This window comes from Brevibacillus sp. SYP-B805, from assembly GCF_011059135.1.
Lineage (GTDB): Bacteria > Bacillota > Bacilli > Brevibacillales > Brevibacillaceae > Brevibacillus_F.
In genome coordinates this window covers 191080-210851 of record NZ_JAALGD010000003.1, presented here as the reverse complement: position 1 = coordinate 210851, position 19772 = coordinate 191080, and the positions used below count along the sequence as shown (strand labels likewise).

23 protein-coding genes are annotated in these 19772 nt (G+C 56.4%); 14 read left to right on the top strand and 9 right to left on the bottom strand.

Translation table 11 applies throughout. The features are described from left to right. Positions 1–29: 29 nt before the first annotated feature. Positions 30–659: a histidine phosphatase family protein gene (locus G3578_RS06040; protein WP_165210023.1), complete on the bottom strand. Its 630-nt coding sequence runs from the start codon at positions 657–659 to the stop codon at positions 30–32. 95 nt (positions 660–754) lie between these two features. Between G3578_RS06040 and G3578_RS06035 the strand changes: the two genes are divergently transcribed. The 3 genes from G3578_RS06035 to G3578_RS06025 all read left to right on the top strand — a co-directional run bounded on the left by G3578_RS06035 (position 755) and on the right by G3578_RS06025 (position 3224). Further along, a complete protein-coding gene (locus tag G3578_RS06035; protein WP_165210021.1) occupies positions 755–1324 on the top strand; it encodes a TetR-type transcription factor C-terminal domain-containing protein in 570 nt (189 codons plus the stop codon). Positions 1325–1474: 150 nt separating this feature from the next. After that, positions 1475–2251, top strand: coding sequence for an enoyl-CoA hydratase/isomerase family protein (locus G3578_RS06030; RefSeq protein WP_165210019.1), 777 nt, complete (start codon positions 1475–1477; stop codon positions 2249–2251). Between the two features lie 142 nt (positions 2252–2393). After that, positions 2394–3224 (top strand): lipoate--protein ligase family protein, encoded by an 831-nt coding sequence (locus G3578_RS06025; protein ID WP_165210016.1) that lies wholly within the window; start codon positions 2394–2396, stop codon positions 3222–3224. A 53-nt stretch (positions 3225–3277) separates the two neighbouring features. On the opposite strand, the gene dat is transcribed toward G3578_RS06025, so the two are convergent. After that, positions 3278–4132, bottom strand: a complete 855-nt coding sequence (dat, locus tag G3578_RS06020; protein ID WP_165210013.1) for a D-amino-acid transaminase — start codon at positions 4130–4132, stop codon at positions 3278–3280. Positions 4133–4487: 355 nt separating this feature from the next. Here dat and G3578_RS06015 point away from each other — a divergent pair, with 355 nt between their 5' ends. After that, positions 4488–6548: a PAS domain S-box protein gene (locus G3578_RS06015; RefSeq protein WP_165210010.1), complete on the top strand. Its 2061-nt coding sequence runs from the start codon at positions 4488–4490 to the stop codon at positions 6546–6548. A 313-nt stretch (positions 6549–6861) separates the two neighbouring features. Here G3578_RS06015 and G3578_RS06010 read toward each other — a convergent pair whose 3' ends face one another. Together G3578_RS06010 and G3578_RS06005 are read right to left on the bottom strand one after the other, a co-directional pair. Beyond that, positions 6862–8133 carry a helix-turn-helix domain-containing protein gene (locus G3578_RS06010; RefSeq protein ID WP_346773970.1) on the bottom strand — a complete coding sequence of 424 codons (1272 nt, stop codon included), beginning with the start codon at positions 8131–8133 and terminating at the stop codon, positions 6862–6864. 178 nt (positions 8134–8311) lie between these two features. Then, entirely contained in the window at positions 8312–9331 is a 1020-nt protein-coding gene (locus G3578_RS06005; protein ID WP_165210004.1) for a hypothetical protein, read from the bottom strand. A gap of 165 nt (positions 9332–9496) precedes the next feature. Between G3578_RS06005 and mntR the strand changes: the two genes are divergently transcribed. Beyond that, entirely contained in the window at positions 9497–9934 is a 438-nt protein-coding gene (gene mntR, locus G3578_RS06000) for a transcriptional regulator MntR (protein WP_206529504.1), read from the top strand. An 83-nt stretch (positions 9935–10017) separates the two neighbouring features. Next, positions 10018–10953 (top strand): patatin-like phospholipase family protein, encoded by a 936-nt coding sequence (locus tag G3578_RS05995; protein WP_165209998.1) that lies wholly within the window; start codon positions 10018–10020, stop codon positions 10951–10953. On the opposite strand, the gene G3578_RS05990 is transcribed toward G3578_RS05995, so the two are convergent. Next, positions 10946–11266, bottom strand: coding sequence for a hypothetical protein (locus G3578_RS05990; protein WP_165209995.1), 321 nt, complete (start codon positions 11264–11266; stop codon positions 10946–10948). The two genes, G3578_RS05995 and G3578_RS05990, sit on opposite strands and share 8 nt — an antisense overlap. A 34-nt stretch (positions 11267–11300) precedes the next feature. Further along, on the bottom strand, positions 11301–12239 hold the full coding sequence (locus tag G3578_RS05985; protein WP_206529503.1) for a DUF1385 domain-containing protein: 939 nt from the start codon (positions 12237–12239) through the stop codon (positions 11301–11303). 166 nt (positions 12240–12405) lie between these two features. Between G3578_RS05985 and G3578_RS05980 the strand changes: the two genes are divergently transcribed. The 4 genes from G3578_RS05980 to efp all read left to right on the top strand — a co-directional run bounded on the left by G3578_RS05980 (position 12406) and on the right by efp (position 15080). Further along, positions 12406–12870, top strand: coding sequence for a YqhR family membrane protein (locus G3578_RS05980; protein WP_165209992.1), 465 nt, complete (start codon positions 12406–12408; stop codon positions 12868–12870). A 67-nt stretch (positions 12871–12937) separates the two neighbouring features. Further along, entirely contained in the window at positions 12938–13384 is a 447-nt protein-coding gene (gene aroQ / locus G3578_RS05975) for a type II 3-dehydroquinate dehydratase (protein ID WP_165209989.1), read from the top strand. Positions 13385–13406: 22 nt separating this feature from the next. Further along, positions 13407–14480, top strand: coding sequence for a M24 family metallopeptidase (locus G3578_RS05970; RefSeq protein ID WP_165209986.1), 1074 nt, complete (start codon positions 13407–13409; stop codon positions 14478–14480). A 42-nt stretch (positions 14481–14522) separates the two neighbouring features. Further along, the gene (gene efp, locus G3578_RS05965; protein WP_165209983.1) at positions 14523–15080 is read left to right on the top strand and encodes an elongation factor P; all 558 of its coding nucleotides are present in this window, start codon (positions 14523–14525) and stop codon (positions 15078–15080) included. Positions 15081–15275: 195 nt separating this feature from the next. Here the strand turns inward: efp and G3578_RS05960 are convergent, their stop codons facing one another. From G3578_RS05960 to comA, 3 genes are read right to left on the bottom strand one after another with little or no spacing between them, the layout of a single operon-like run. Then, positions 15276–15746, bottom strand: coding sequence for a DUF441 domain-containing protein (locus tag G3578_RS05960; protein ID WP_165209980.1), 471 nt, complete (start codon positions 15744–15746; stop codon positions 15276–15278). Positions 15747–15780: 34 nt separating this feature from the next. After that, the gene (locus G3578_RS05955) at positions 15781–16497 is read right to left on the bottom strand and encodes a 2-phosphosulfolactate phosphatase (protein ID WP_165209977.1); all 717 of its coding nucleotides are present in this window, start codon (positions 16495–16497) and stop codon (positions 15781–15783) included. Then, positions 16488–17312, bottom strand: a complete 825-nt coding sequence (comA, locus tag G3578_RS05950; RefSeq protein ID WP_165209974.1) for a phosphosulfolactate synthase — start codon at positions 17310–17312, stop codon at positions 16488–16490. The genes G3578_RS05955 and comA overlap by 10 nt, the downstream gene beginning before the upstream one ends. A gap of 153 nt (positions 17313–17465) precedes the next feature. Between comA and G3578_RS05945 the strand changes: the two genes are divergently transcribed. From G3578_RS05945 to G3578_RS05930, 4 genes are all read left to right on the top strand, one after another. Then, positions 17466–17732, top strand: coding sequence for a DUF2619 domain-containing protein (locus G3578_RS05945; RefSeq protein WP_165209971.1), 267 nt, complete (start codon positions 17466–17468; stop codon positions 17730–17732). Between the two features lie 94 nt (positions 17733–17826). Continuing rightward, positions 17827–18450 carry a DUF4004 family protein gene (locus tag G3578_RS05940; protein WP_165209968.1) on the top strand — a complete coding sequence of 208 codons (624 nt, stop codon included), beginning with the start codon at positions 17827–17829 and terminating at the stop codon, positions 18448–18450. Between the two features lie 13 nt (positions 18451–18463). Further along, a complete protein-coding gene (locus tag G3578_RS05935; RefSeq protein ID WP_165209965.1) occupies positions 18464–19186 on the top strand; it encodes a polymer-forming cytoskeletal protein in 723 nt (240 codons plus the stop codon). Positions 19187–19272: 86 nt separating this feature from the next. Further along, positions 19273–19746 carry a CD1247 N-terminal domain-containing protein gene (locus G3578_RS05930; RefSeq protein WP_165209962.1) on the top strand — a complete coding sequence of 158 codons (474 nt, stop codon included), beginning with the start codon at positions 19273–19275 and terminating at the stop codon, positions 19744–19746. The last annotated feature ends 26 nt before the right edge of the window (positions 19747–19772 follow it).

Sequence of the window (19772 nt, the reverse complement as noted above, 5' to 3'; positions counted from 1 at the left end):
GAGGACTGTCACACTGACAGTCCTCCTTTTCACGAGTCCACAAGGGTCGGCACAAACAATTTCTCATGCTGATACTCGCCGGCCACTTTCCGAACCGCGACGACCGCGCCATTTTCAACCGGTTCAAAAAATTCCAGCCGTTCCATCGGCCAATTCAGCAAAAATGCCAGCAACATGTGGATGAAGCCGCCATGCGTCACCACCACGATGTTCTCATAACGCTGCTCCTGCTGGATGGGCTGGACAACGGCGTGCATGAACAGCGCGGCCCGCTGATAGACGTCCGCCAGCGATTCGCCATTGGGGTAGCGAAAATAGAAAGGACCCGCAGCTTTAAACTCTCTTTTGGCCTCCGGGCTCCGGTTGGCGAAATCATACAGATTCCCCAGCTCCCATTCCCGCAGCAGCGGATTTTCGTAGAACGGGCAATCCGGGGGAAGGAGACGGTGAATGGCCTGGGCGGTCTCGATGGTGCGGCGGTAGGGGGAGGAGTAGAGAACGCATTTGCCGGTGAGGGTTTCTCTGAGAAAGCGGGCAGCCGCTTCGGCCTGTTGTCGCCCGTTTTCGGTCAAGGCGTGCTTGGAATCGTGCGTATGCGCCATCCGCATGCGATCCACGTTATGCTCGGCTTCTCCGTGTCGAACCAGAAAGAGAGACAATGCCCTTCCTCCCATCATATTGACCAGTCGGTATGTGTTGTATATTGTATACTATATAACTGGAAAATTCAAACAATACGGAAAGGAGTGGTCCCGTGAAGCGCAAAATCGTGGAAGAAAGCGTGAAACTGTTTGAGACAAAAGGATACAGCGAGGCATCGATCCAGGATATCGTGGATGCGCTGGGCGTAACCAAAGGAACGTTTTACTATTACTTTGATTCCAAAGAGCAGTTGCTGATGGAGATTCAGATGGTGTACATCGATGACCTGCTGGCCAAACAGCGGCAGATCATGGACGATACAGGCAAGGACAGCAAGACCAAAATCTTTGAGATCATCCAGCTGCTGATCAAGCAGATCAGAACCCATGGCCGGACAGCCAAAATTTTTTTCCGGGAATTGATCAACCTGAGCGAAGAAAATTACATGGTGATCCGCAAAAAACGGGAGCAGTTCCGGCTGAATCTGCAGCAGGTGATCCAAGACGGAATCGAGCAGGGGGAACTGCGCCGCGATTTACGGGCAGACCTGATCGCATTCGCCATCCTGGGCATGTGCAACTGGAGCTATCAGTGGTTCAACCCGAACGGCCCGGTGACGGATGACGAACTGGTTCGAACCTATCTCGAGATTTTGTTGAACGGCATTCAGCCGCATGCGTAAGCCCACAGGAATGAGCCTTTTTTCAGGAGGTCATTCCTGTTTTTTACAAAAATTCTGCTGTATTTTCAGACTAGTCGATCATATAATGAAGCTAAGACAGCATACATACCGACTGGTTAGTACACTTACTTTATGCCGAGGGGGAGTACGATGAGTCAAGATTTGTTGGTGGAACGGTACGATGGGGTGATCTGCGCAACCTTGAACCGTCCGGACGCACTGAACGCGCTTAGCCGGGATATGATCGAAGGGCTGATGGATACGATCCGAACCGTCAAGGAGGATGGTACCATCAGAGCCATGCTGCTTTCGGGAGCGGGACGTTCCTTCTGCTCCGGCGGTGATGTCAAAACCATGGGGCAATCGTCACCACCGGCGGTGTACGATCACATCGGCAGATTGAATGACCTGATCCTCGCTATGGCCGAGCTGGATATCCCAATCGTGGCGGCCGTACACGGCTTTGCAGCAGGCGCGGGGGTATGCCTGGCGCTGGCCTGCGATCAAGTGGTGGCGGCGGAGGATGCCAAATTTGTCATGAGCTTCTCCAAAGTGGGGCTGATTTCGGACGGGGGCGGGCTGTTTTTCCTGCCGCGCACGCTGGGGGTGTACCGGGCCAAGGAACTGCTGTTCAACGCAGAGCCGATCAGCGCCGTGACGGCAAAAGAGTGGGGCATGGTCAACAGGGTGTACCCGGCCGCCAACCTGCAGGAAGAAGCCATGGCGTACGCCCGGAAATTGGCGGCAGGACCGAGTCGGGCGTACAGTCTGATCAAAAAAATTGCCAACCGCGCGCTCGTTTCCGATCTGGCGGCCGTGCTGGAAATGGAGCGCAGCGCCCAGAGCATGGTCGCGTCCACGCACGACCACCAGGAAGGCGTCCATGCCTTTGTGGAGAAGCGCCCGCCCCGTTTTGAAGGAAGGTAAGCGCCGCGATGGGGTGCGCTTGGCCATGAACGGCGCATTGGTTCGCGGAGCCTCTCCGGTCATCCCCTTCTGAAGTGCCCCGTCCTCTTGCTCGCCGTCTGAAGAAGACGTACAATGGACACGTGCAAGAGGAGGGACCGTCATGGAACAATGGAGATATATCTGTACGGAAGCCATGTCCCCGGAGATGAACATGGCGATCGACGAAGCGATTCTGGTCGCCCACAGCGAAGGCAAGGTGCCGCCAACCGTCCGTTTCTATACGTGGAACCCGGCGACCCTGTCTATCGGCTATTTTCAAAAAGCGGAAAAAGAGATCGATCTGGAGCAGGTCAAAGCGCACGGCCTGGGCTTCGTGCGACGTCCGACGGGCGGGCGCGCCGTCCTGCACGACCGGGAGCTGACCTACAGCGTCATCGTGTCGGAGAGCCATCCGAAAATGCCGTCCAGCGTCACGGAAGCGTACAAAGTGATCAGCATGGGGCTTTTGCACGGTTTCCAGGCGTTGGGACTGGAGGCGGAGATGGTGTCGCTCGCAACCGAAGAGGAGAAAGAGAAATACAGCTCGCCCGGCTCGTCAGCCTGTTTCGATTCCCCCTCCTGGTATGAACTCGTGGTCGAAGGCAAAAAAGTGGCGGGCAGCGCCCAGACGCGGCAAAAAGGCGTGATCCTGCAGCACGGCTCCATCCTGCTGGACATGGATGTGGACCTGCTCTTTTCGCTCCTCAAATTTCCGTCCGAGCGGGTGAAGCAGCGGATGATCGACAGCTTCCGCCAAAAGGCCGTCACGATCAATGAGGTGAGCGCCAAGCCCGTCAGCCTGGCGGATGCGATCGCCGCGTTTCGCCAAGGCTTCGCCTCCGGGCTTGGCATCGAGCTGATCGAGCAGGACCTGACTGCGGAAGAGCGGGCGCTGGCGGAAGAGTTGGCTCGTACCCGCTATGCGGCCGATGAGTGGAATTTTCGCCGGTAACTGCGGCGAAACAGCAAAAAGCTCTCGGGAGAAAAAATCTCCCGAGAGCTTTTTCATACTTGTACGGATTGGTTGATGTTCGCTTCAAAAAGCTCCTGCAGCTTGCGGACCATGGGGCCGACTTGACCGCTGCCGACAGGCTGACCGTCCACCGAGATGATCGGCATGACTTCCGAGGTGGTCCCGGTCAGGAAGAGTTCATCCGCCTGCCGGACGAACGTCGTGTCAAACGCCTGCTCGTGTACCGGAATCCCTGCCTGTTGGGCCAGATCAATGACGGTTTGCCGGGTGATGCCGTGCAGGATCAGGTGATTGGCCGGATGGGTGTACAACTCACCGTTTTTGACAGCGAACAGGTTGGCGGCGCTGCATTCGGTGACGATGCCGTCCCGATGCAGGATGCAGTCGGCAGCGCCGGCATCTTTTGCCTCCTGTTTGACCAGAACGGCGCCCAGCAGATTCAGCGTCTTGATATCGCAGCGGAGCCAGCGGATGTCCGCCACCAGCTTGGCGCTGATGCCGGTTTGCAACTCCTTGAGCGGTCTTTCCTTGCGGCGGACGAAGGCCATGATCACCGGCCTGATGCCGTCGGCAGGAATGTCATGCTGGCGGGGTGCCGCACCGCGCGTAATTTGCAGATACAGGATCGCATCATCGGCGGGGGTGATGTTGTTCTTGACGAGCAGCTGGCGGGCGATTGCCGTCAGCTCCGCTTCGCTCCAGGGCAGCGTCAGGCGGATCTCCCTTGCGCTGCGATACAGGCGAACCATGTGGGCGTCCCATTGATAGAGACGTCCCTGATAAATCCGGACGACCTCATAAATGCCATCGCCAAAATTGTAGCCTCGGTCTTCCGGTTGGACGGCGGCTTCTCCCTGTTCCACCCATTTCCCATCCACGTACAGCATAGCGTTTCCTCCTCATGTCCAATCCGTTGCGCGCATACGCTTGTCTCGGATATCCTGTTTTCTCCAAGATAGCAGATGCACCGCACCGGGTCAATCGGTGAGAATCATCAGCGCAGGGCGCCACGGCTCGTGATTTTCACACAGCATGCACCTGCTGACCATACCGCGATCATGGGAGGCGAGTCTGTCACAATATGTCGAAGGTTTATTGCTGAATGAGCGGAAGGGTCGGTATATAATTTTGCGTGTGTGATACCGTACCCGACTGGAAATGGCATGAATGCCCTTGACGCACAAAGGTCACGGGTATTTTTTGGATTGGCCGGTATTGTCTTCGAATCCGCAGGAGGTCATAATGCGTTCATTCATGCATATTGGCAAAAGGGGAGACAAGTGGCATCTGTATGCGATCCCCGTCGTGTATATTGGCAGCGGTCTCATCTGGCTGCTGCTCGTTGGCGAATGCCTGCCCAGGGTCTTCGGTACACAGCAGTCGTTTCTCATGAAAATGACGATCGATGTGCCCTTTCTTTTGGGGACGGGCTGGCTTCTCCACCGCGTTCTGCAGAAGGATCGTGCGAAGCGGGTACAGCTTTGGGAGAATGAAGTGTGGCTGCACAAACTGATCCACGCCGTCCCCGATCTTATTTTCGTCAATGACAGGGAAGGAAGAATCGTGGAAGCGAACGAGGTGGCCCTGCAGATCTTCCTGCAGCGGGAGGATGTGAAAAGGGAAGAAGCCGATCTCTCCCTTATCAGCCAGTCGGAGATTTTCCAGAAGAGCTTCGGCGCCTGCGCGATCACGGATGAACAGCTGTGGAGATCCGGCAACCCCGTGCATTTCGAAGTATCCCTGCCCCACCCCAAGGACGGCATCCGTCACTTTCACGTGTTGAAAATCCCTCTTTACCATCAAGGGGGGCAGCGAAAGGGAATCTGTATCATCGGGCGCGACCTGACCGATCGGAAACGGGCGGAAGATGCGCTGCTTGCCGCGAAGGTCCAACTGGAATCCTTTATGACTCACCTGCCCGACGCCATCTCCCTGAGCGATCGGGAAGAGAAAGTCATCTACAGCAACCCGGCCTCTGGCCGCATTTTTGGCTGGACCGAAGAAGAAGTGAAGGGGAAGCGGATCCCATCCATCCCCGATCATCTCCAGGAGGAAGCGCATGAGCTCCATCAGCGGGTCCTCGCCGGCAGCCAGGTCGTTGGTTACGAGACGATCCGGAAAAGGAAGGACGGCACGGATATCGTCATCTCCCTGACGGTCTTTCCGCTGCGGGATGAGACGGGAGAAGTGGCGTACATCGCCGGCATCGCCCGGGATATCACCGAGCAGAAACAAGTGGAAAAGCTCCTGCGGGAAAGCGAAGCCAAATATCGCCTGATCGCCGAAAACATGTCCGATCTGATCCAGATCATGGATTTGGAAGGCAATACCTTGTATGCATCGCCTTCCCACAAAATGGTGCTGGGGTATGAACCGGAGATGTTCCTCGGCCGGTTTGGCCTGGAGTTTTGCCATCCGGACGAGATCGACGAGGTGATCCATAACTATCGCCGGTTGATTGAGACAAAAGAGCCCGGTACCATGGAGTTTCGGTTCAAACATCGCAACGGTCATTGGGTGATTCTGGAGGCACGAGGAATGCCGGTCCTGGATCAGGATGGCCAGGTGGAACAGGTGGTACTTGTGCTGCGCGATGTGACCGAGAGGAAGCAGACGGAAGAGCTGCTGCGGCAATCGGACAAGCTCTCCGCCTTGGGACAGCTGGCGGCCGGCATCGCCCATGAAATCCGCAATCCGCTCACGACGCTGCGCGGATTTATCCAATTGCTCAAAAAGGCCGGGGGCGATCGGGACAGATATTGTGAAATCATGTTGGATGAGCTGGATCGGATCAATTTTATCGTCAGCGAACTGCTGCTGCTGGCCAAACCGCAGGTCGTGAGCTATCGTTTCAAAGAGCTGCCCGATATCCTGCATGATGTCATCTCCCTGTTGGGGACCCAGGCGATCCTGCACAACATCCGGATCGTGTCACGGCTCGAAGAAAATCTCCCGCCGCTTTATTGCGAGGAAAATCAGATCAAACAGGTATTTATCAATATTCTTCGCAACGCCATCGAGGCCATGCCGAAGGGGGGCGAAATCCATATCGAAGCGGAGGCATCCGCAGACGGCTGGCTGATCATCCGCTTCCACGATCAAGGGTGCGGCATCGAACCGGAAAGAATCGCCAAACTGGGCGTACCTTTTTATACGACCAAAGAACGGGGAACGGGCCTCGGTTTGATGGTGGGCTTTAAGATCATTGAGGATCATGGGGGAAAGATACGGATTGAAAGCACGCCGTTCGTCGGAACCACCGTGGAAGTCCGTCTCCCGACAAGGAATCCGGAGCAGCCATAAAGGCGCCTCATACTCTGCAGGGTACGGGCGCCGTTATTGTTTCATGAAACATAAAAGCTAACCAATCCGATAAATATTTCTGCATAAAAGGAAATAATTCGACATCTCCTTCTCCGCGCAACCAGAGCTATGGAGATCGAAAAGAAAAAGGGCCAGGATGAGCCCCAGCCCTCTGGAAAAACAGTGTCGTTATGAGATTACCAGCCAGTACCTAACCAGTTGGGGTCGATCTGGCTCTGTGCTTTGGCGGCTGCAATCCCTGCAAATGAGGCAACCAGACCGATCACAACCAGCATGCTCATGAACCACTTTTTCATGACCCATCACTCCTTCTTAGTAAGGAATAGAATTTTGCTTTCTGGTCAGGAGATGTATGTTCATGGTATTGCCAGAAAAGCCGCAGGGAATCTTTGAAGCGCTCCATGTTGCCAAGTTTGTCCGCCAGACGGATCGCTTCCAGGATTTCGTCGACAGCATGGGCGATTTGTCCGGTCGCAAACAGCAAAGAAGCGTGATGATAGCTGAAGTCAAGCAGCAGCTTGGCAAAATGAGGGTTCGTTTCGTTTTTCAACTGCTCGGCAGCATGGCGGAAACGGTCCAGAAAGTGACGGGCCTCCGACAATTGGCCCGCTTTCAGATAAGCCACCAAGATGATGGGCAGCCCCAGGTACATCATGTCGTTGGCTTCCAGATGGGCGATCAGATCATCGATATATTGGGTTTTCCCCGCCTTGATATGGATAAAGAGCCGGTTGCCGACGGCGAGATCCGCAAAATAATCGCTGACCCCCGCATATCGGTCGGTGAGCTGGAGCGCTTCCTCGAATCGGCCGGTCTCACTCAAGGCGATGCTTTGGTACAGGAGCGCTTCGCCATAGTACGTGCCTTCTTGCGCGACCTCTTCCAAGCGTTTCGCATATTCCAGCACCAGTTTCCAATCTTCCTGCGCGAAATAAAAGGTGATGATTCTCAGGTATGCTTCCAGCTGGATGTCAAGAGGCATATAAACCAGATATTCCAGCATCTGCACCAGGGCATGGTACCCCTGCTCCATCCCTTTGTTCCGCACGATGAAGAAGCGGTAGAAATAGCAGGAGGAGAGGCGTTGGGAGAAGCGGTTGGCTTCATGTTCGATCACCGTCTCAATCAACGGCAGCGCCTCTTCGGTTTTCCTTTCATCAAACAAGCGCTTGGCGACCGTATAGACCGTCTGCAGATGGCTCTTGCTCTCCGCTAGCAGAGCGGCGATGATTCTCTCGACGAATGGGGTGAATTGAAGGAGAGCGCATCTGTACAGAAATTCTTCACAACGGTGCCGGACCAATTTTCCCTTGCTGTAGCATTCGCCGAAATAGAGGGGATAGAAATGGCCGGGCGGCAACCCGAAGGCCTCCGTGATGGCATCCAAGGCATCCAGCGGAAATGTGCGTGTCCCGCTGCCGTTCATGAAGTTGCTCAGGTCGCTGGGATAAAGATTGGCTGCCTGCGCCAGATCGGTTTTCTTCCAGCCGCGCTGCCACATCTGGCGCTGAATCGCTTGTCGCAGCTCATGCTTGATCGCGTGTAATTCCTCTTCGCATTGCACCAAAATACCCGATCCCCCCGTTTGACAGAAAGAGAGATAGCTGGTTCGAAACCATGATGTTATCCTATGGTATCCTATATGTAGCATAACCCAAAAAATGCCATCTGTCCACTAACTATTCCAAAAATTTGTAAAAATTAACAAATTATCAGCCGCGTTGATTTGCATTAAGACCGGATTACCGCTTGTGGAAGTGCTGCCAGAGAAAGAGGGCGATGAGCACCAGGCCCGCAGCCGTGAGCAGGGCGCAGAGGAGAGGGGATATCCGCGCGCTTGCGACGGACAGGAGCGCAAATGGCAGAGCACCTGCCATAAACAGCAGATACAGCGGTGTCCGCCGCAGGTCGTGCTTTTCCGCCAGCGGCACAGCCAGACCGTGGAACCAGTAAGCTGTCAGGATCAACAGCTGAACAAGCGTGAACAGAAGATATCCCAGCCTGCTTCCCGCAAATTGCGAGACGACAAGCTGAAGGAGCGGCTGCGCGTAACCGTTCACCTCATGCCAGTACACGAGGATGGTGAGGTGCCCCGACATCGCGACGCCAAACAGGCTGATTCCGCCCAGCACCATGCCTGTTCGGATCGTCTCCAGGCTGGTTTCCTTCCTGATGTGTACCAACAGGACCAGCAGCACAAAGAGGTAGTGAAACGGCATGTAGAAAAGGGCGTACAGCAGCCACTTCAGGTTTAGCTGATAGGCAAGGCTCGGCATGGGCACATGGTGGCGCAGGGAAAACAGGCTGACGAAGAGAACCAATGCGATCAAGGCAAGCGCCATTCCCCAAACCGCCAGCCGCTGTACACCCGACCACAACAGCACGAGCAGGCCGACAAAAATGACCGGTACGGTGATCAACGCCAGCGACGTGCTGCCCCACCATTGCGCCGCATGCTGGCCAACCGCGCTGCCTGTATAGGCGATCATCAGGAGGTAGATCAGAAACGTGACCGTCGGCGCCGCTTTTTCTCCGGCCAGATGGGCGAGAAACGCGGGAAGGGAAGCAATCCCGCGCTGAACCGCCGCCTTGAGCGCTTGATAGCACAGCCATGTCAATGCGATGGTTGCGACCGTGAGGTCAATGGTTCCCCAGGTACCGAAACCGGAAAAGAATTGCATCCACTCCCCGCCGCCCAGATAATCCACTCCAAGTGCGGCGGCAGTGTAGATGGCAGCAATCTGCCACACTCTTCTTTTCATGAGCCATCATCCTTTATCCAACATGGTACAAGTTTATGTTGGGGCATGGCTCCTTCAGAACCGATTCCGGGTTCCTTCCTGGGGATCTATCCCTTGCAACATGTCCTGTTTTCACGTTATTATGATTTTATATGCTTTCTCGGCAATCATGGTTTGAAACGAGGGATGAACGTGCCAACTCCTAGTATGGAAGACTATTTAGAACGAATTTATAACCTGATTGAAGAAAAAGGATATGCCCGGGTATCTGATATCGCAGAAGCGTTGGAAGTTCACCCCTCCTCCGTTACCAAGATGGTGCAAAAGCTGGACAAGGATAAATATTTGGTCTATGAAAAATACCGGGGGCTGGTGCTTACCGCCAAGGGGAAAAAGATCGGAAAACGACTCGTGGATCGACACAGCCTGCTGGAAGACTTCCTCCGCCTGATCGGTGTGGATGAAGAGCATATCTATCAGGACGTGGAAGGAATCGAGCATCACCTCAGCTGGGAATCGATCACCTGCGTCGGGTACCTGATGCAGTATTTTCAGGCGGATCCCGCACGGATCGAGGAATTGCACCGCATCAGACGCGACGAGGAACAGAAGGAAGAAGAGTAAGCCGCAGGCCGCCGTGGACTGCGGCTTTCTGTTCTACGGAGAGGTTTTCCCCTCATATGATGCAGGAGAGGGGAGGGCGGGGAATGAAAGCGGATGCGGTATTTGAAGGCGGCGGGGTGAAAGGGATCGCCTTTATCGGCGCGCTGGCGGAGATGGAGGCGGCTGGCTACGAGTGGGAGAAGCTGGCCGGCTCATCGGCCGGATCGATCGTGGCCGCACTGCTGGCGGCCGGCTACTCCAGCGGTGAAATGAAGGAGATTTTCACCCGCATGAACTATCTCCGGCTGCTCAAAACCAAAGGATGGGAACGTCTGCCGCTCGTGGGACCCGCAGCCGGTCTGCTGCTGCGCAAAGGGTTGTATCCGGGCAGCGAGCTGGAAGCGATGGTGGCTGATCTGCTTCGCAGGAAAAAGGTGCGGACATTCGGCGATCTGCCGCCTGAGAAGCTGCGTGTCATCGCTTCGGACATCACCGCGGGCAAAATGCTGATCCTGCCCGATGACCTTGCTTCCTTTGGCATCGATCCGCATGCTTTCCCCATCGCCCGGGCTGTCCGCATGAGCTGTACCATTCCGTATTTTTTCCAGCCCTTCTTGCTGAAGCACAGCAACATGGTCCATTACATCGTGGACGGGGGACTGCTGAGCAATTTTCCCGTCTGGCTGTTCGACGTGCCCGGCATCCCCCGCTGGCCGACGATCGGATTCCGCCTGCATGACCAGGCGCAGGAGAATGAATTTACCCGCATCACCGGGCTGCTCAGCTTTAGCAAAGCATTGATCACCACCATGCTGGAAGCGCATGACCGTCTGTACGTCAAGAAAGCGCACGCTGTACGGACGATTTTCATCCAGACCCTGGGGGTGAAAGCGACCCATTTCTCGCTGCCGGAGAAGGTGAGGACGGACTTGTACCAATCCGGCCAGCGCGCCGCCCGGAAGTTCCTGGAAAGATGGGATTTCGAACGGTATATCGAGGTGTACCGCAAGCCATCAACAAAGGCTACCTTCCTCAGGTAGCCTTTGTCTCTTTTTTCTCCTTTGTTTTGCCCTTGCTTCCTTCGATCACACGAAACGGCATTTCTTTGCGAGGTGTGTGGCCGGTTTTCTTCGCTGCGGTCTTGAACAGCTTCGCCTGCTGCGTCCGTTTTTGCGCCTGATGGCGGAGGAGAAATCGGCCGGTTTTTCCATAACGATTGACCAGAAAAAACAGCAGCAGCAGAAGGCCTGCCGTCAACAGGATGCTGACGGGATGAGCAATCAGGTCTGTGAGGAAACCGATGACCGCGAAAAGCAGCAGGACGGCAATGATCGGATGAACACGGCTCAACATAGGGTTTCACCTCAACGGTTTACAGAATGCAAGGTTAACCGGTGGAAGCCAGCTCTCCATTCGTCTGGATCTGGTCGCGTTCACGCATTTTTTGGAAGGCGGCGATCGCCACTTCCACCTGGGCGTCATCCGGTTCTTTGGTGGTCAGCTTCTGCAGCCACAACCCCGGGTAGCCGAGATAGCGGAGAACGGGCGTTTCCCGGAACCTGTTGGTCCACTGCAGGACTTCATAGGAGAGGCCGATGACCACAGGAAGCAGGACAATGCGCTGGACGACCCGCTCCCAAAGCGTTTCATACGTCACCAACGAGTAGACGACGACCCCGACGAGAATGGTGAAGATGATAAAACTGCTGCCGCAGCGGTAGTGCAGGGTGGAAAATTTTTGCACGTTCGGTACAGTTAATTCTACCCCGGATTCAAAGGCGTTAATCACCTTATGCTCGGCACCGTGATACTGAAACAGTCGCTTGATCAGCGGCGCCTGGGAAATCGCGTAGATGTAGCCAAGCAGAAGCAGCAGCTTGAATCCGCCCTCCACCAGGTTTTGCGGGATGCCATCGGGAACCCATCTGCCCAGCAGGAGTTTGGCGAGAAAAACCGGGACCAGGGTGAAGACGAACTTGCCGAACAGAAAGGAGAGAACCCCGACGACGGCGACGCCAAAAATCATGGTGAGCCGGGACGGACCCTTGGTGTCCATCTCTTCGCCGGACTCCATGCTGTACCGTTCGGTGGCGAAGTTCAGGTGCTTTGCTCCGTTCGCGCTCGCTTCAATCAAGCCGACGATTCCCCGCAGGAAGGGAATTTTTTTCAAGGGCTTCATCCATCTGTATTCTTCTCTGGGTGCCTCGTAGTATTCAATCTCCTGGTTTTTTCTGCGGATGGCCGTGACGGTAACGGACCTGCCGCCAAACATAACCCCTTCAATCACGGCTTGACCGCCGTATGCAGGTGTGGTTTGCTGCGCCAAAAGTGATCACCTTCCTTCCTTCCTATTCTAGCGTAAAGTGGGCAGTCCCGCCACAAGCAGATGCTTCGATGCCATGCCCATCTTCCGCGACGATCGGCGCTGCCGTTTCCTGGGAGGGATGGCAAAACCGTGTACAGGTGCATACTACAAGGTGAGGTGAAGATCGATGCAGTCGGTGAAATCAAAGGTTCACAAGAAAGCAGCGCGGCATGCCGCCCGGAGAATTACGTGGCGCAAAATCCTGGAAGTGGCATTCTGGGGCACGGTGATCTGGGGGACGATCCGTATGACGGCCAACTATCTGGGATTTACGCCATACGGGGTACGTTCGTTTTCCCGGCCGCTGCTTGGCATGGGGGGAGAAGGATCGGCGTGGGGGGCGGTATCCGGATTGGCCTTCCTGTTTCTGCTGGCCTGGGGAGCGACGGCGCTCTACGCGGTATGGCTCTCGCGGATCAGGCTGTGGTGGGGCGGACTGATTTATGGATTGGTTTGGTTGCTGGTGTTCGGTTTTTTCTTTCGCATGGCCAACTGGGAGGAGAGTACGCTCAGTACGGAACTGGGGTGGTTTCTCTCCTTCGGGCTGTTTATCGGGATGACGTTTGTGGCCGAGCGGGCCGAATCGGAATAATCGGTGCAATCTTTTCCTCCCTATGGTAAAATGGCTGGGAAAAAGAATTTTACCGGAGGAATCGGACATGCTGTCCCTATTGGTGTTAAACGGGCCCAACCTCAATATGCTGGGGAAGCGGGAGCCTGACGTTTATGGCAGCGAGACGCTTGAAGACGTGATGGCCAGATTGCGCCGCGTCGCGGAAGAGCTGGGCTGCCGCCTGGAACACATCCAGTCCAATCACGAAGGCGTGCTGATTGATGCCATCCATCAGGCCAAGGGGGTTCATCACGGCATCGTGTTTAATCCGGGAGCCTTCACCCACTACAGCTACGCGCTGCGGGATGCGATCGCAGCCGTATCGCTGCCGGTGATTGAGGTACATATTTCCAATGTACACGCGCGTGAACCGTTTCGCCACACGTCCGTCATTGCGCCGGTGGCGATCGGACAGATCGTAGGTCTGGGCACGGACGGGTACGAGTGGGCCGTGCGGGCGCTGGTCCGTCGACTGGAACGAGCAAGCAGATAAACGCGGAAAGGGAGAGGAAAAGATGTCCAAAAAATTGGAGCAGTTGCGGACCGCGCTGGCTGAACAGGGGGTGGATGCCCTGATCACGGAGAACCGGGAGAACCGTCGATACATCAGCGGCTTCACCGGTTCGACAGGCTGGGTTATCGTCACGGCGGATGCGGCGGTGTTGGTCACGGATTTTCGGTATCTCGACCAGGCCGCGGTGGAAGCGCCGCTGTTTACCATCGTCAACAATGAGCGCAAACCGGTGGAGGCCATTGCCGGGCAGCTGAAGAGCCTGGGTGTGAAACGGCTGGCTTTTGAAAAGAACCACATCAGCGTCGGGGTATACGAAGCATGGAAAGAAGCGTTTGCGGGCGTGGAACTGGTCCCGACGGCCGGCCTGATTGAAGAGCTGCGCATGTACAAGGATGAAGCGGAGATGACAATCATCCGCGAGGCCGTTCGCATTGCCGACGCCGCATTCACCCATATCCTCTCCTACATCCGTCCGGGTGTGCGCGAGCTGGATGTGGCGATGGAGCTGGAGTTCTTCATGCGCCGGGAGGGAGCGGCCGCATCGGCCTTCGATATCATCGTGGCCTCGGGGGTCCGCGGCGCGCTTCCCCATGGCCGCGCCAGCGAAAAGGTGATTCAGGCGGGCGAAATGGTGACGCTTGATTTCGGCGCGCTTTACCAGGGATACAATTCCGATATTACCCGAACGGTCAGTGTCGGCGAACCGGATCCGAAGATGAAGGAGATTTATGACATCGTGCTGCAGGCACAACTGAACGGCGTCAAGCATATCCGACCGGGCATGACCGGCAGGGAAGCCGACGCGCTGACCCGGGATATCATTGCAGCAGCGGGCTATGGTCCGGCTTATGGTCACAGCACGGGCCACGGTCTGGGGCTGGAGGTGCACGAGCTGCCCAATCTGTCGGCGGCCAGCAGCGTGGTGCTGAAGCCGGGCATGCTGGTAACGGTTGAACCGGGCATCTATCTCAGCGAGCTGGGCGGCGTCCGCATTGAAGACGATGTATGGATCACCGAAACCGGTTGTGAGATTTTGACACAATCAACGAAAGAGTTGCTCATTTTGCCCGTCTAATTTATACTATGGATGGTTATTGATCTTTTTGGGAGGACTATCATGATCTCTGTAAACGATTTTCGTACTGGTTTAACCATCGAAGTGGATGGCAACATCTACCAAGTGATTGAATTTCAACATGTAAAGCCGGGTAAAGGCGCAGCCTTCGTCCGTTCCAAACTGCGCAACCTGCGCAACGGCAACGTGACGGAAATGACGTTCCGCGGCGGTGAAAAAGTGAATCCGGCACGCATCGAGACCAGCACGATGCAGTACCTGTACAACAGCGGCGACGAATACACGTTCATGAATACGGAAACCTACGAGCAGGTCAACTTCAACCGCAGCCAGATCGAGCGTGAACTGAAGTTTCTGAAGGAAAACATGAACGTGCAGGTGATGCAGTACAACGGCGAAACCATCGGGATTCAGCTGCCGAACACGGTGGAGCTGACCGTCGTGGAAACCGAACCGGGCATCAAGGGCGACACCGCCTCCAACGTCACGAAGAAGGCGAAGCTGGAGACCGGGTTCGTGGTAAACGTTCCCCTCTTCGTCAACGAAGGCGACAAGCTGATCATCGATACGCGCTCGGAAAGCTACGTGTCCCGCGCGTAAGTGTAAGAAAACCTTGGCAATGCTATATGCGTGCCAAGGTTTTTGTTTTGGGGGCCCCTGCCGGCAACAGCAAGGGACCCCACTCGGCAAAGCGTTAGCTATTGCCGAGTGGGTGGAGCGTTCGCTCAAGTCGGCGGGGTTATCGCTGGGGGGCCCCCGCCGACAACAGCGATAGCTCAAGTCGGCGGGGTTATTTTACCACCGTCCGCCCAACCACTCGCAGATTTTCATGAGAAAGGCCGTGATCCCGGCGGCCATCAGCGGACCGACCGGGATGCCCCGCAAGAAGACGATGCCGATGATGGAGCCGATCACGAGGCCGACGATGATGTGCGGCTCGGCCCGCAGGACTTCAAGCCCCTTGCCGTTCATGTAGGTGGCCAGGGCGCCGCCGGCCAGCGCCAGCACCCCGATCAGCGTCGTAAACAGCGGGGTGATCTCCTTGAGCGTCACCTTTTCATTGGCAAACGGCACCAATACGGAGACGGTCAAAAACAACAGCCCCAGCTCCAGGCCGCGGCGCTCCACCGTGGGGAAAAAACGCTCCAGCGACGTGAGCTTCATCACCAGCAGCATGCTGGCGGCCGTGGCGATAATCGGCGAGCGGCCAACCAGCCCGATGACGATCAGGACGACCAGCGTCACTTCTCCTGACATGAACGACATGCGCATCGAACCCCTGTCCCTAGTCTCCTACACTTTATGAGACAAGGGCCGGGAGTATGCGTCCTTCCTTGGCGACAGGCACCAGCTGATAACGGTCGCGCTGGCTGCAGAAGCGGATGTCTTCCTCGAAGCGATGCTCCAGCAGCCGTTTGCCCGTTGCTGTCTGCGCCAGCATCTCTTCCAGGTGGTCGGCCAGGTAGAGGTAGCTGGCGTGCAGGGCGTTCCCCAGATCGCACACCTGCGCCTGCGGAGCCAGCCGTTTCACGACATCCACCATCATGCCGGCGGCGATCCCGTCTTCCAGGGCAAATTTCTCCCGGGAGCCTGCGCAGTACAGCGTGACATCCGATTGATAGGAGAGGGCATGGGTGATGCATGCCGTCGCGTTCAGCAGCGACCCGATCAAAAGGGCCTGGGCATGCTCCGCCTTTTGAATCGCCCGGGTGCCGTTGGTGGTGCAGAGGATCAGCCGTTTGCCGTGGAAGCGGTCGGTGCACAGCGCTGTCGGCGAATTGTTGAAATCAAAGGACGGGTGTTTGCGGCAGTAGCGTTCGCCCGCCAGCAGTGAGCGCTCGTCACGCAGCGCCAGCGCCTGCCCGGCGGTTTCCGCCGGAATGATCTCCGCAAAGCCGTGCTGCAGGGCCGTGACGATCGTGCTGGAGGCGCGCAGCACATCGATCACCACCACCACCCGGCTGCGGATCTGCTCATGCCGGATTTCCCCCACGGAGGGCACCACCTCTATTCGCACGGAGCGGCTCTCCTCTCGCGCAGCACCTTCGCCGACGTATCCCCCCTGAGCCCCCGGCGCAGCGTTTCGACCGACAGCACATCCGCCGGCGCGATGTTGCCGAGATTGACATGCAGGCCGAGCGTGCGCAGCAGGGCCACCTGCTGGTCCTTTTGCGGCGCCTCCCAGATCAGCTTGGCCGCCAGATCCCCGCATTGGTTCGTCACGTCATGCAGGAATGGTTCATCCAATTCTCCCTGCTGATTAAACACCCCCACATTGCCGCTTTCCCGCGCTTCCACGATCACATAGGCGGCGCCGGCCTCCAGATCGGCCCGCAAGGTTTCGGTCAGGGCTTCCGCCTCCGCCTTGAAGCCCGCCGCTTTCTGGCCGAATTCCGTGTAGACCGTCAGCCCGGCATCTGCCGCGCGGGAGATGGCTTTCAGCCGCATCTCCCTGGAAAGCGGCAGAGTGCCGTCGGAAATCTCGATGGCGGTGAAGCCGAGCGCCTTGAGCCGGGCAAGGTAGCTCTCCAGCGGCGCCTGCGCGAAGGCCAGCTCGAAAAAGGTTCCGCCAGGCATGATATCCACGCCGTAACGTTTGGCCAGCTCCACCTTCTCCCGCAGGATGTCGATGGGATAAAGCGCAGACGTCCCGAAACCCAGCTTGCAAATATCGATATAGGGAGCGGCGAGCTGCAGCAGGTCATGGAAGGCGTGCAGCCCGAGTCCTTTGTCGATCACCATGGTTAAACCCCGCGTGCGCGGTTTGTCCGCACGCGCCAATGACGGATCGATCCAGCTGGCAGGCCAAAAGGGTGATTCGTTTCCTCGCATGTCGACTCCTCTTTTCTTGGGCATTTGCTACAGCTTATGCCCGACAGGGGGAGGAAAGTGAGTCGGCAGCGGCTGGGCGTTGGCCCAAAAGAGACCGGGACATAGACTAAAAGAGTCTGGCCGGGCATAAGCTGGTGGAAAGGAGGGACGGGCATGTGGGAGAAAGCGATCATCGGCATGGCAGCGCTGCGGATCATGTCGGGAACCATCGAGATTCTGGCCGCCTTGCTGATTTTGAAACTGAACCAGGTGGAAAAGGCGCTGGTGGTCAACTCCGGGCTTGCGCTTGTCGGGCCGATTGTTCTATTGACGACAACCACCATCGGGCTGTTGGGCATGGCGGAGCGGATCAGCCTCTGGAAAATCGCCTGGATCTTTACCGGCGTGATGTTTATTTTTATCGGGGTGCGCCAGCAGTAAAAAAGAATTGCCGAAGAAGGGCGTCAATGCCCTTTTTTATTTGCGATTTACAACGTAACAATGTTATGTTACTTTAATGGTGAGGTGATACGAAGTGGATCAGGACATAATCTCGAAGAAGGACCTCCTGGAACTGACAGGAATCTCTTACGGCCAGCTCTACCGGTGGAAGCGGAAAAACCTGATCCCGGAAGAATGGTTTATCCGGAAATCGACGTTTACCGGTCAGGAAACCTTTTTCCCCAGGGAACAGATACTGGCCAGAATCGACAAGATCAAAAACATGAAAGAGGACTTGTCCCTCGACGAGATCGCCGACATGTTCTCACCCGAAGCGGCCGCCGTATCGCTGGGCAGGGAAGATTTGCTGAAGCGAAACATTGTTTCGAAGGTTTCCCTTGACCTGCTGACAGACCAGCTGGGCATCGGTGAGGTCGTTCCATTCGACAGCATCCTGTTTGGCTATATCGTGGAGAAGCTGCTGCAGGACGGTTCGATCAGCCTGGAGGAAGGGAGATTGCTGCTGCAGACCCTGGCCGATCACTATCCCAAGGTGCAGGGAAAAGGCGGCGAGCTGATCTTCGTGCGCAAGCTTGGCATTGCTACCTGCCTGCTGCATGCCGGCACCGGAGAGGTTTATGTGGAAAACGGGGCCCGCATTGCCGCGCGGGTCAATCTTGCCAGCTGTATCGAAGAACTGAAACCGAAACTGATGTAGGCGGGAGGATACCATGATGAAGGAAAAAACGAATGATTTGCGCATAAACGGGATGGGCACCGCCTCCGGAGGCAGGTATGACCGGGTGGATATCAACGGCGTGTCCGGAGTCAACGGCGATCTGGAGTGCCAGGACTTCAACGCTAACGGGAAAGTCAAGATCAACGGGGCGATCAGGTCCGGCACCGTCTATGTGGAAGGCCTTTCCACCGTCAAAGGGAATGTGCAGGCCCAGCGGATCAACATCCACGGCAAAATGGAAATCGAAGGCGACGTTACCTTCCAGGAGATTCGAGTGGACGGCAAGACCCGGGTCTCGGGCAGGGCATCCGGGGAAGAAGCGGATATCCGGGGAAATTTTCACGTGGAAGGGGACTGCGATGCCGAAGTCTTCTCGCTGCAAGGAGGCTTCACCGTCGGCGGACTGCTCAATGCCGGCAAAATCGAGATCCACATCCATGACGGATGCCAGGCCAAGGAAATCGGCGGGGAGCATATCCGTGTCCGGAAGATTGCGCATGGGCCCAAATTCTGGGGAGCGCTCCTGCCGTTTGGCCATTATCTGACCACGGACAGCGTGGAAGGCGACGATATCCACCTCGAATATACCAAAGCCCGTGTGGTGCGGGGGAACAATGTCACCATCGGGCCGGGCTGTGAAATCGATCTGGTGGAGTACCGCGGGCAGTATCGGCTGGACCAGGGCGCGAAGGTGGGGGAGAGCAGACAGCTGTAGCCCGAGCAACCGGTCAAGATTTCCACTCGTAACCGCCAGGATGCAGGGAATTCTAATCCTGAGCCTGTGGAAAAGGAGGAGCACGAGTGGAGTCACTGGCGAAACGCATCAGCTATTTGCGCGGATGGACGGACGGGCTGGAGCTTGAAGAAAGCAGCCGGGAAGGCAGAATCTTGTCGGAGATCATACAGATTCTGGACGAGATGTCCGGTGAGCTGCGTGCTCTGAACGCCCGTGTGGAAGAGACGGAGTCCTATGTGGAAGCCGTCGACGAAGATCTGGCTGACTTGGAATGGTTCTTGTACGATGAGGAAGACGACCTGTATGAAACCGTGGATGACGATGAAGCGGCAGCGGTGTATGATCTGGACGACAGCGAGGACGCCTGGGTGTACGACAGGTGGCGGGATCGCGGCGAAGCGTACGAGACCGCTTACGAATTCCCCTGCCCGTCCTGCCAGGAGATCATCTTCCTGCACGAAAGTACAGACGACGAAGGATATCATCACTATGTGATCGAGCCCTGCCGGGATCAGCGGGAACCGATCAATCCAACCTGACGAATACCGTTTGGGGCATGAAACGT

What these genes read in the sequence shown, in the direction of transcription:
- G3578_RS06030 (WP_165210019.1), top strand. Translation starts at nt 1,475, where the DNA reads ATGAGTCAAGATTTGTTGGTGGAACGGTACGATGGGGTGATCTGCGCA.
- G3578_RS06025 (WP_165210016.1), top strand. Translation starts at nt 2,394, where the DNA reads ATGGAACAATGGAGATATATCTGTACGGAAGCCATGTCCCCGGAGATG.
- dat (WP_165210013.1), bottom strand. Translation starts at nt 4,132, where the DNA reads ATGCTGTACGTGGATGGGAAATGGGTGGAACAGGGAGAAGCCGCCGTC.
- G3578_RS06015 (WP_165210010.1), top strand. Translation starts at nt 4,488, where the DNA reads ATGCGTTCATTCATGCATATTGGCAAAAGGGGAGACAAGTGGCATCTG.
- G3578_RS06005 (WP_165210004.1), bottom strand. Translation starts at nt 9,331, where the DNA reads ATGAAAAGAAGAGTGTGGCAGATTGCTGCCATCTACACTGCCGCCGCA.
- mntR (WP_206529504.1), top strand. Translation starts at nt 9,497, where the DNA reads ATGAACGTGCCAACTCCTAGTATGGAAGACTATTTAGAACGAATTTAT.
- G3578_RS05995 (WP_165209998.1), top strand. Translation starts at nt 10,018, where the DNA reads ATGAAAGCGGATGCGGTATTTGAAGGCGGCGGGGTGAAAGGGATCGCC.
- G3578_RS05990 (WP_165209995.1), bottom strand. Translation starts at nt 11,266, where the DNA reads ATGTTGAGCCGTGTTCATCCGATCATTGCCGTCCTGCTGCTTTTCGCG.
- G3578_RS05980 (WP_165209992.1), top strand. Translation starts at nt 12,406, where the DNA reads ATGCAGTCGGTGAAATCAAAGGTTCACAAGAAAGCAGCGCGGCATGCC.
- aroQ (WP_165209989.1), top strand. Translation starts at nt 12,938, where the DNA reads ATGCTGTCCCTATTGGTGTTAAACGGGCCCAACCTCAATATGCTGGGG.
- G3578_RS05970 (WP_165209986.1), top strand. Translation starts at nt 13,407, where the DNA reads ATGTCCAAAAAATTGGAGCAGTTGCGGACCGCGCTGGCTGAACAGGGG.
- efp (WP_165209983.1), top strand. Translation starts at nt 14,523, where the DNA reads ATGATCTCTGTAAACGATTTTCGTACTGGTTTAACCATCGAAGTGGAT.
- G3578_RS05960 (WP_165209980.1), bottom strand. Translation starts at nt 15,746, where the DNA reads ATGTCGTTCATGTCAGGAGAAGTGACGCTGGTCGTCCTGATCGTCATC.
- comA (WP_165209974.1), bottom strand. Translation starts at nt 17,312, where the DNA reads ATGCGAGGAAACGAATCACCCTTTTGGCCTGCCAGCTGGATCGATCCG.
- G3578_RS05945 (WP_165209971.1), top strand. Translation starts at nt 17,466, where the DNA reads ATGTGGGAGAAAGCGATCATCGGCATGGCAGCGCTGCGGATCATGTCG.
- G3578_RS05935 (WP_165209965.1), top strand. Translation starts at nt 18,464, where the DNA reads ATGATGAAGGAAAAAACGAATGATTTGCGCATAAACGGGATGGGCACC.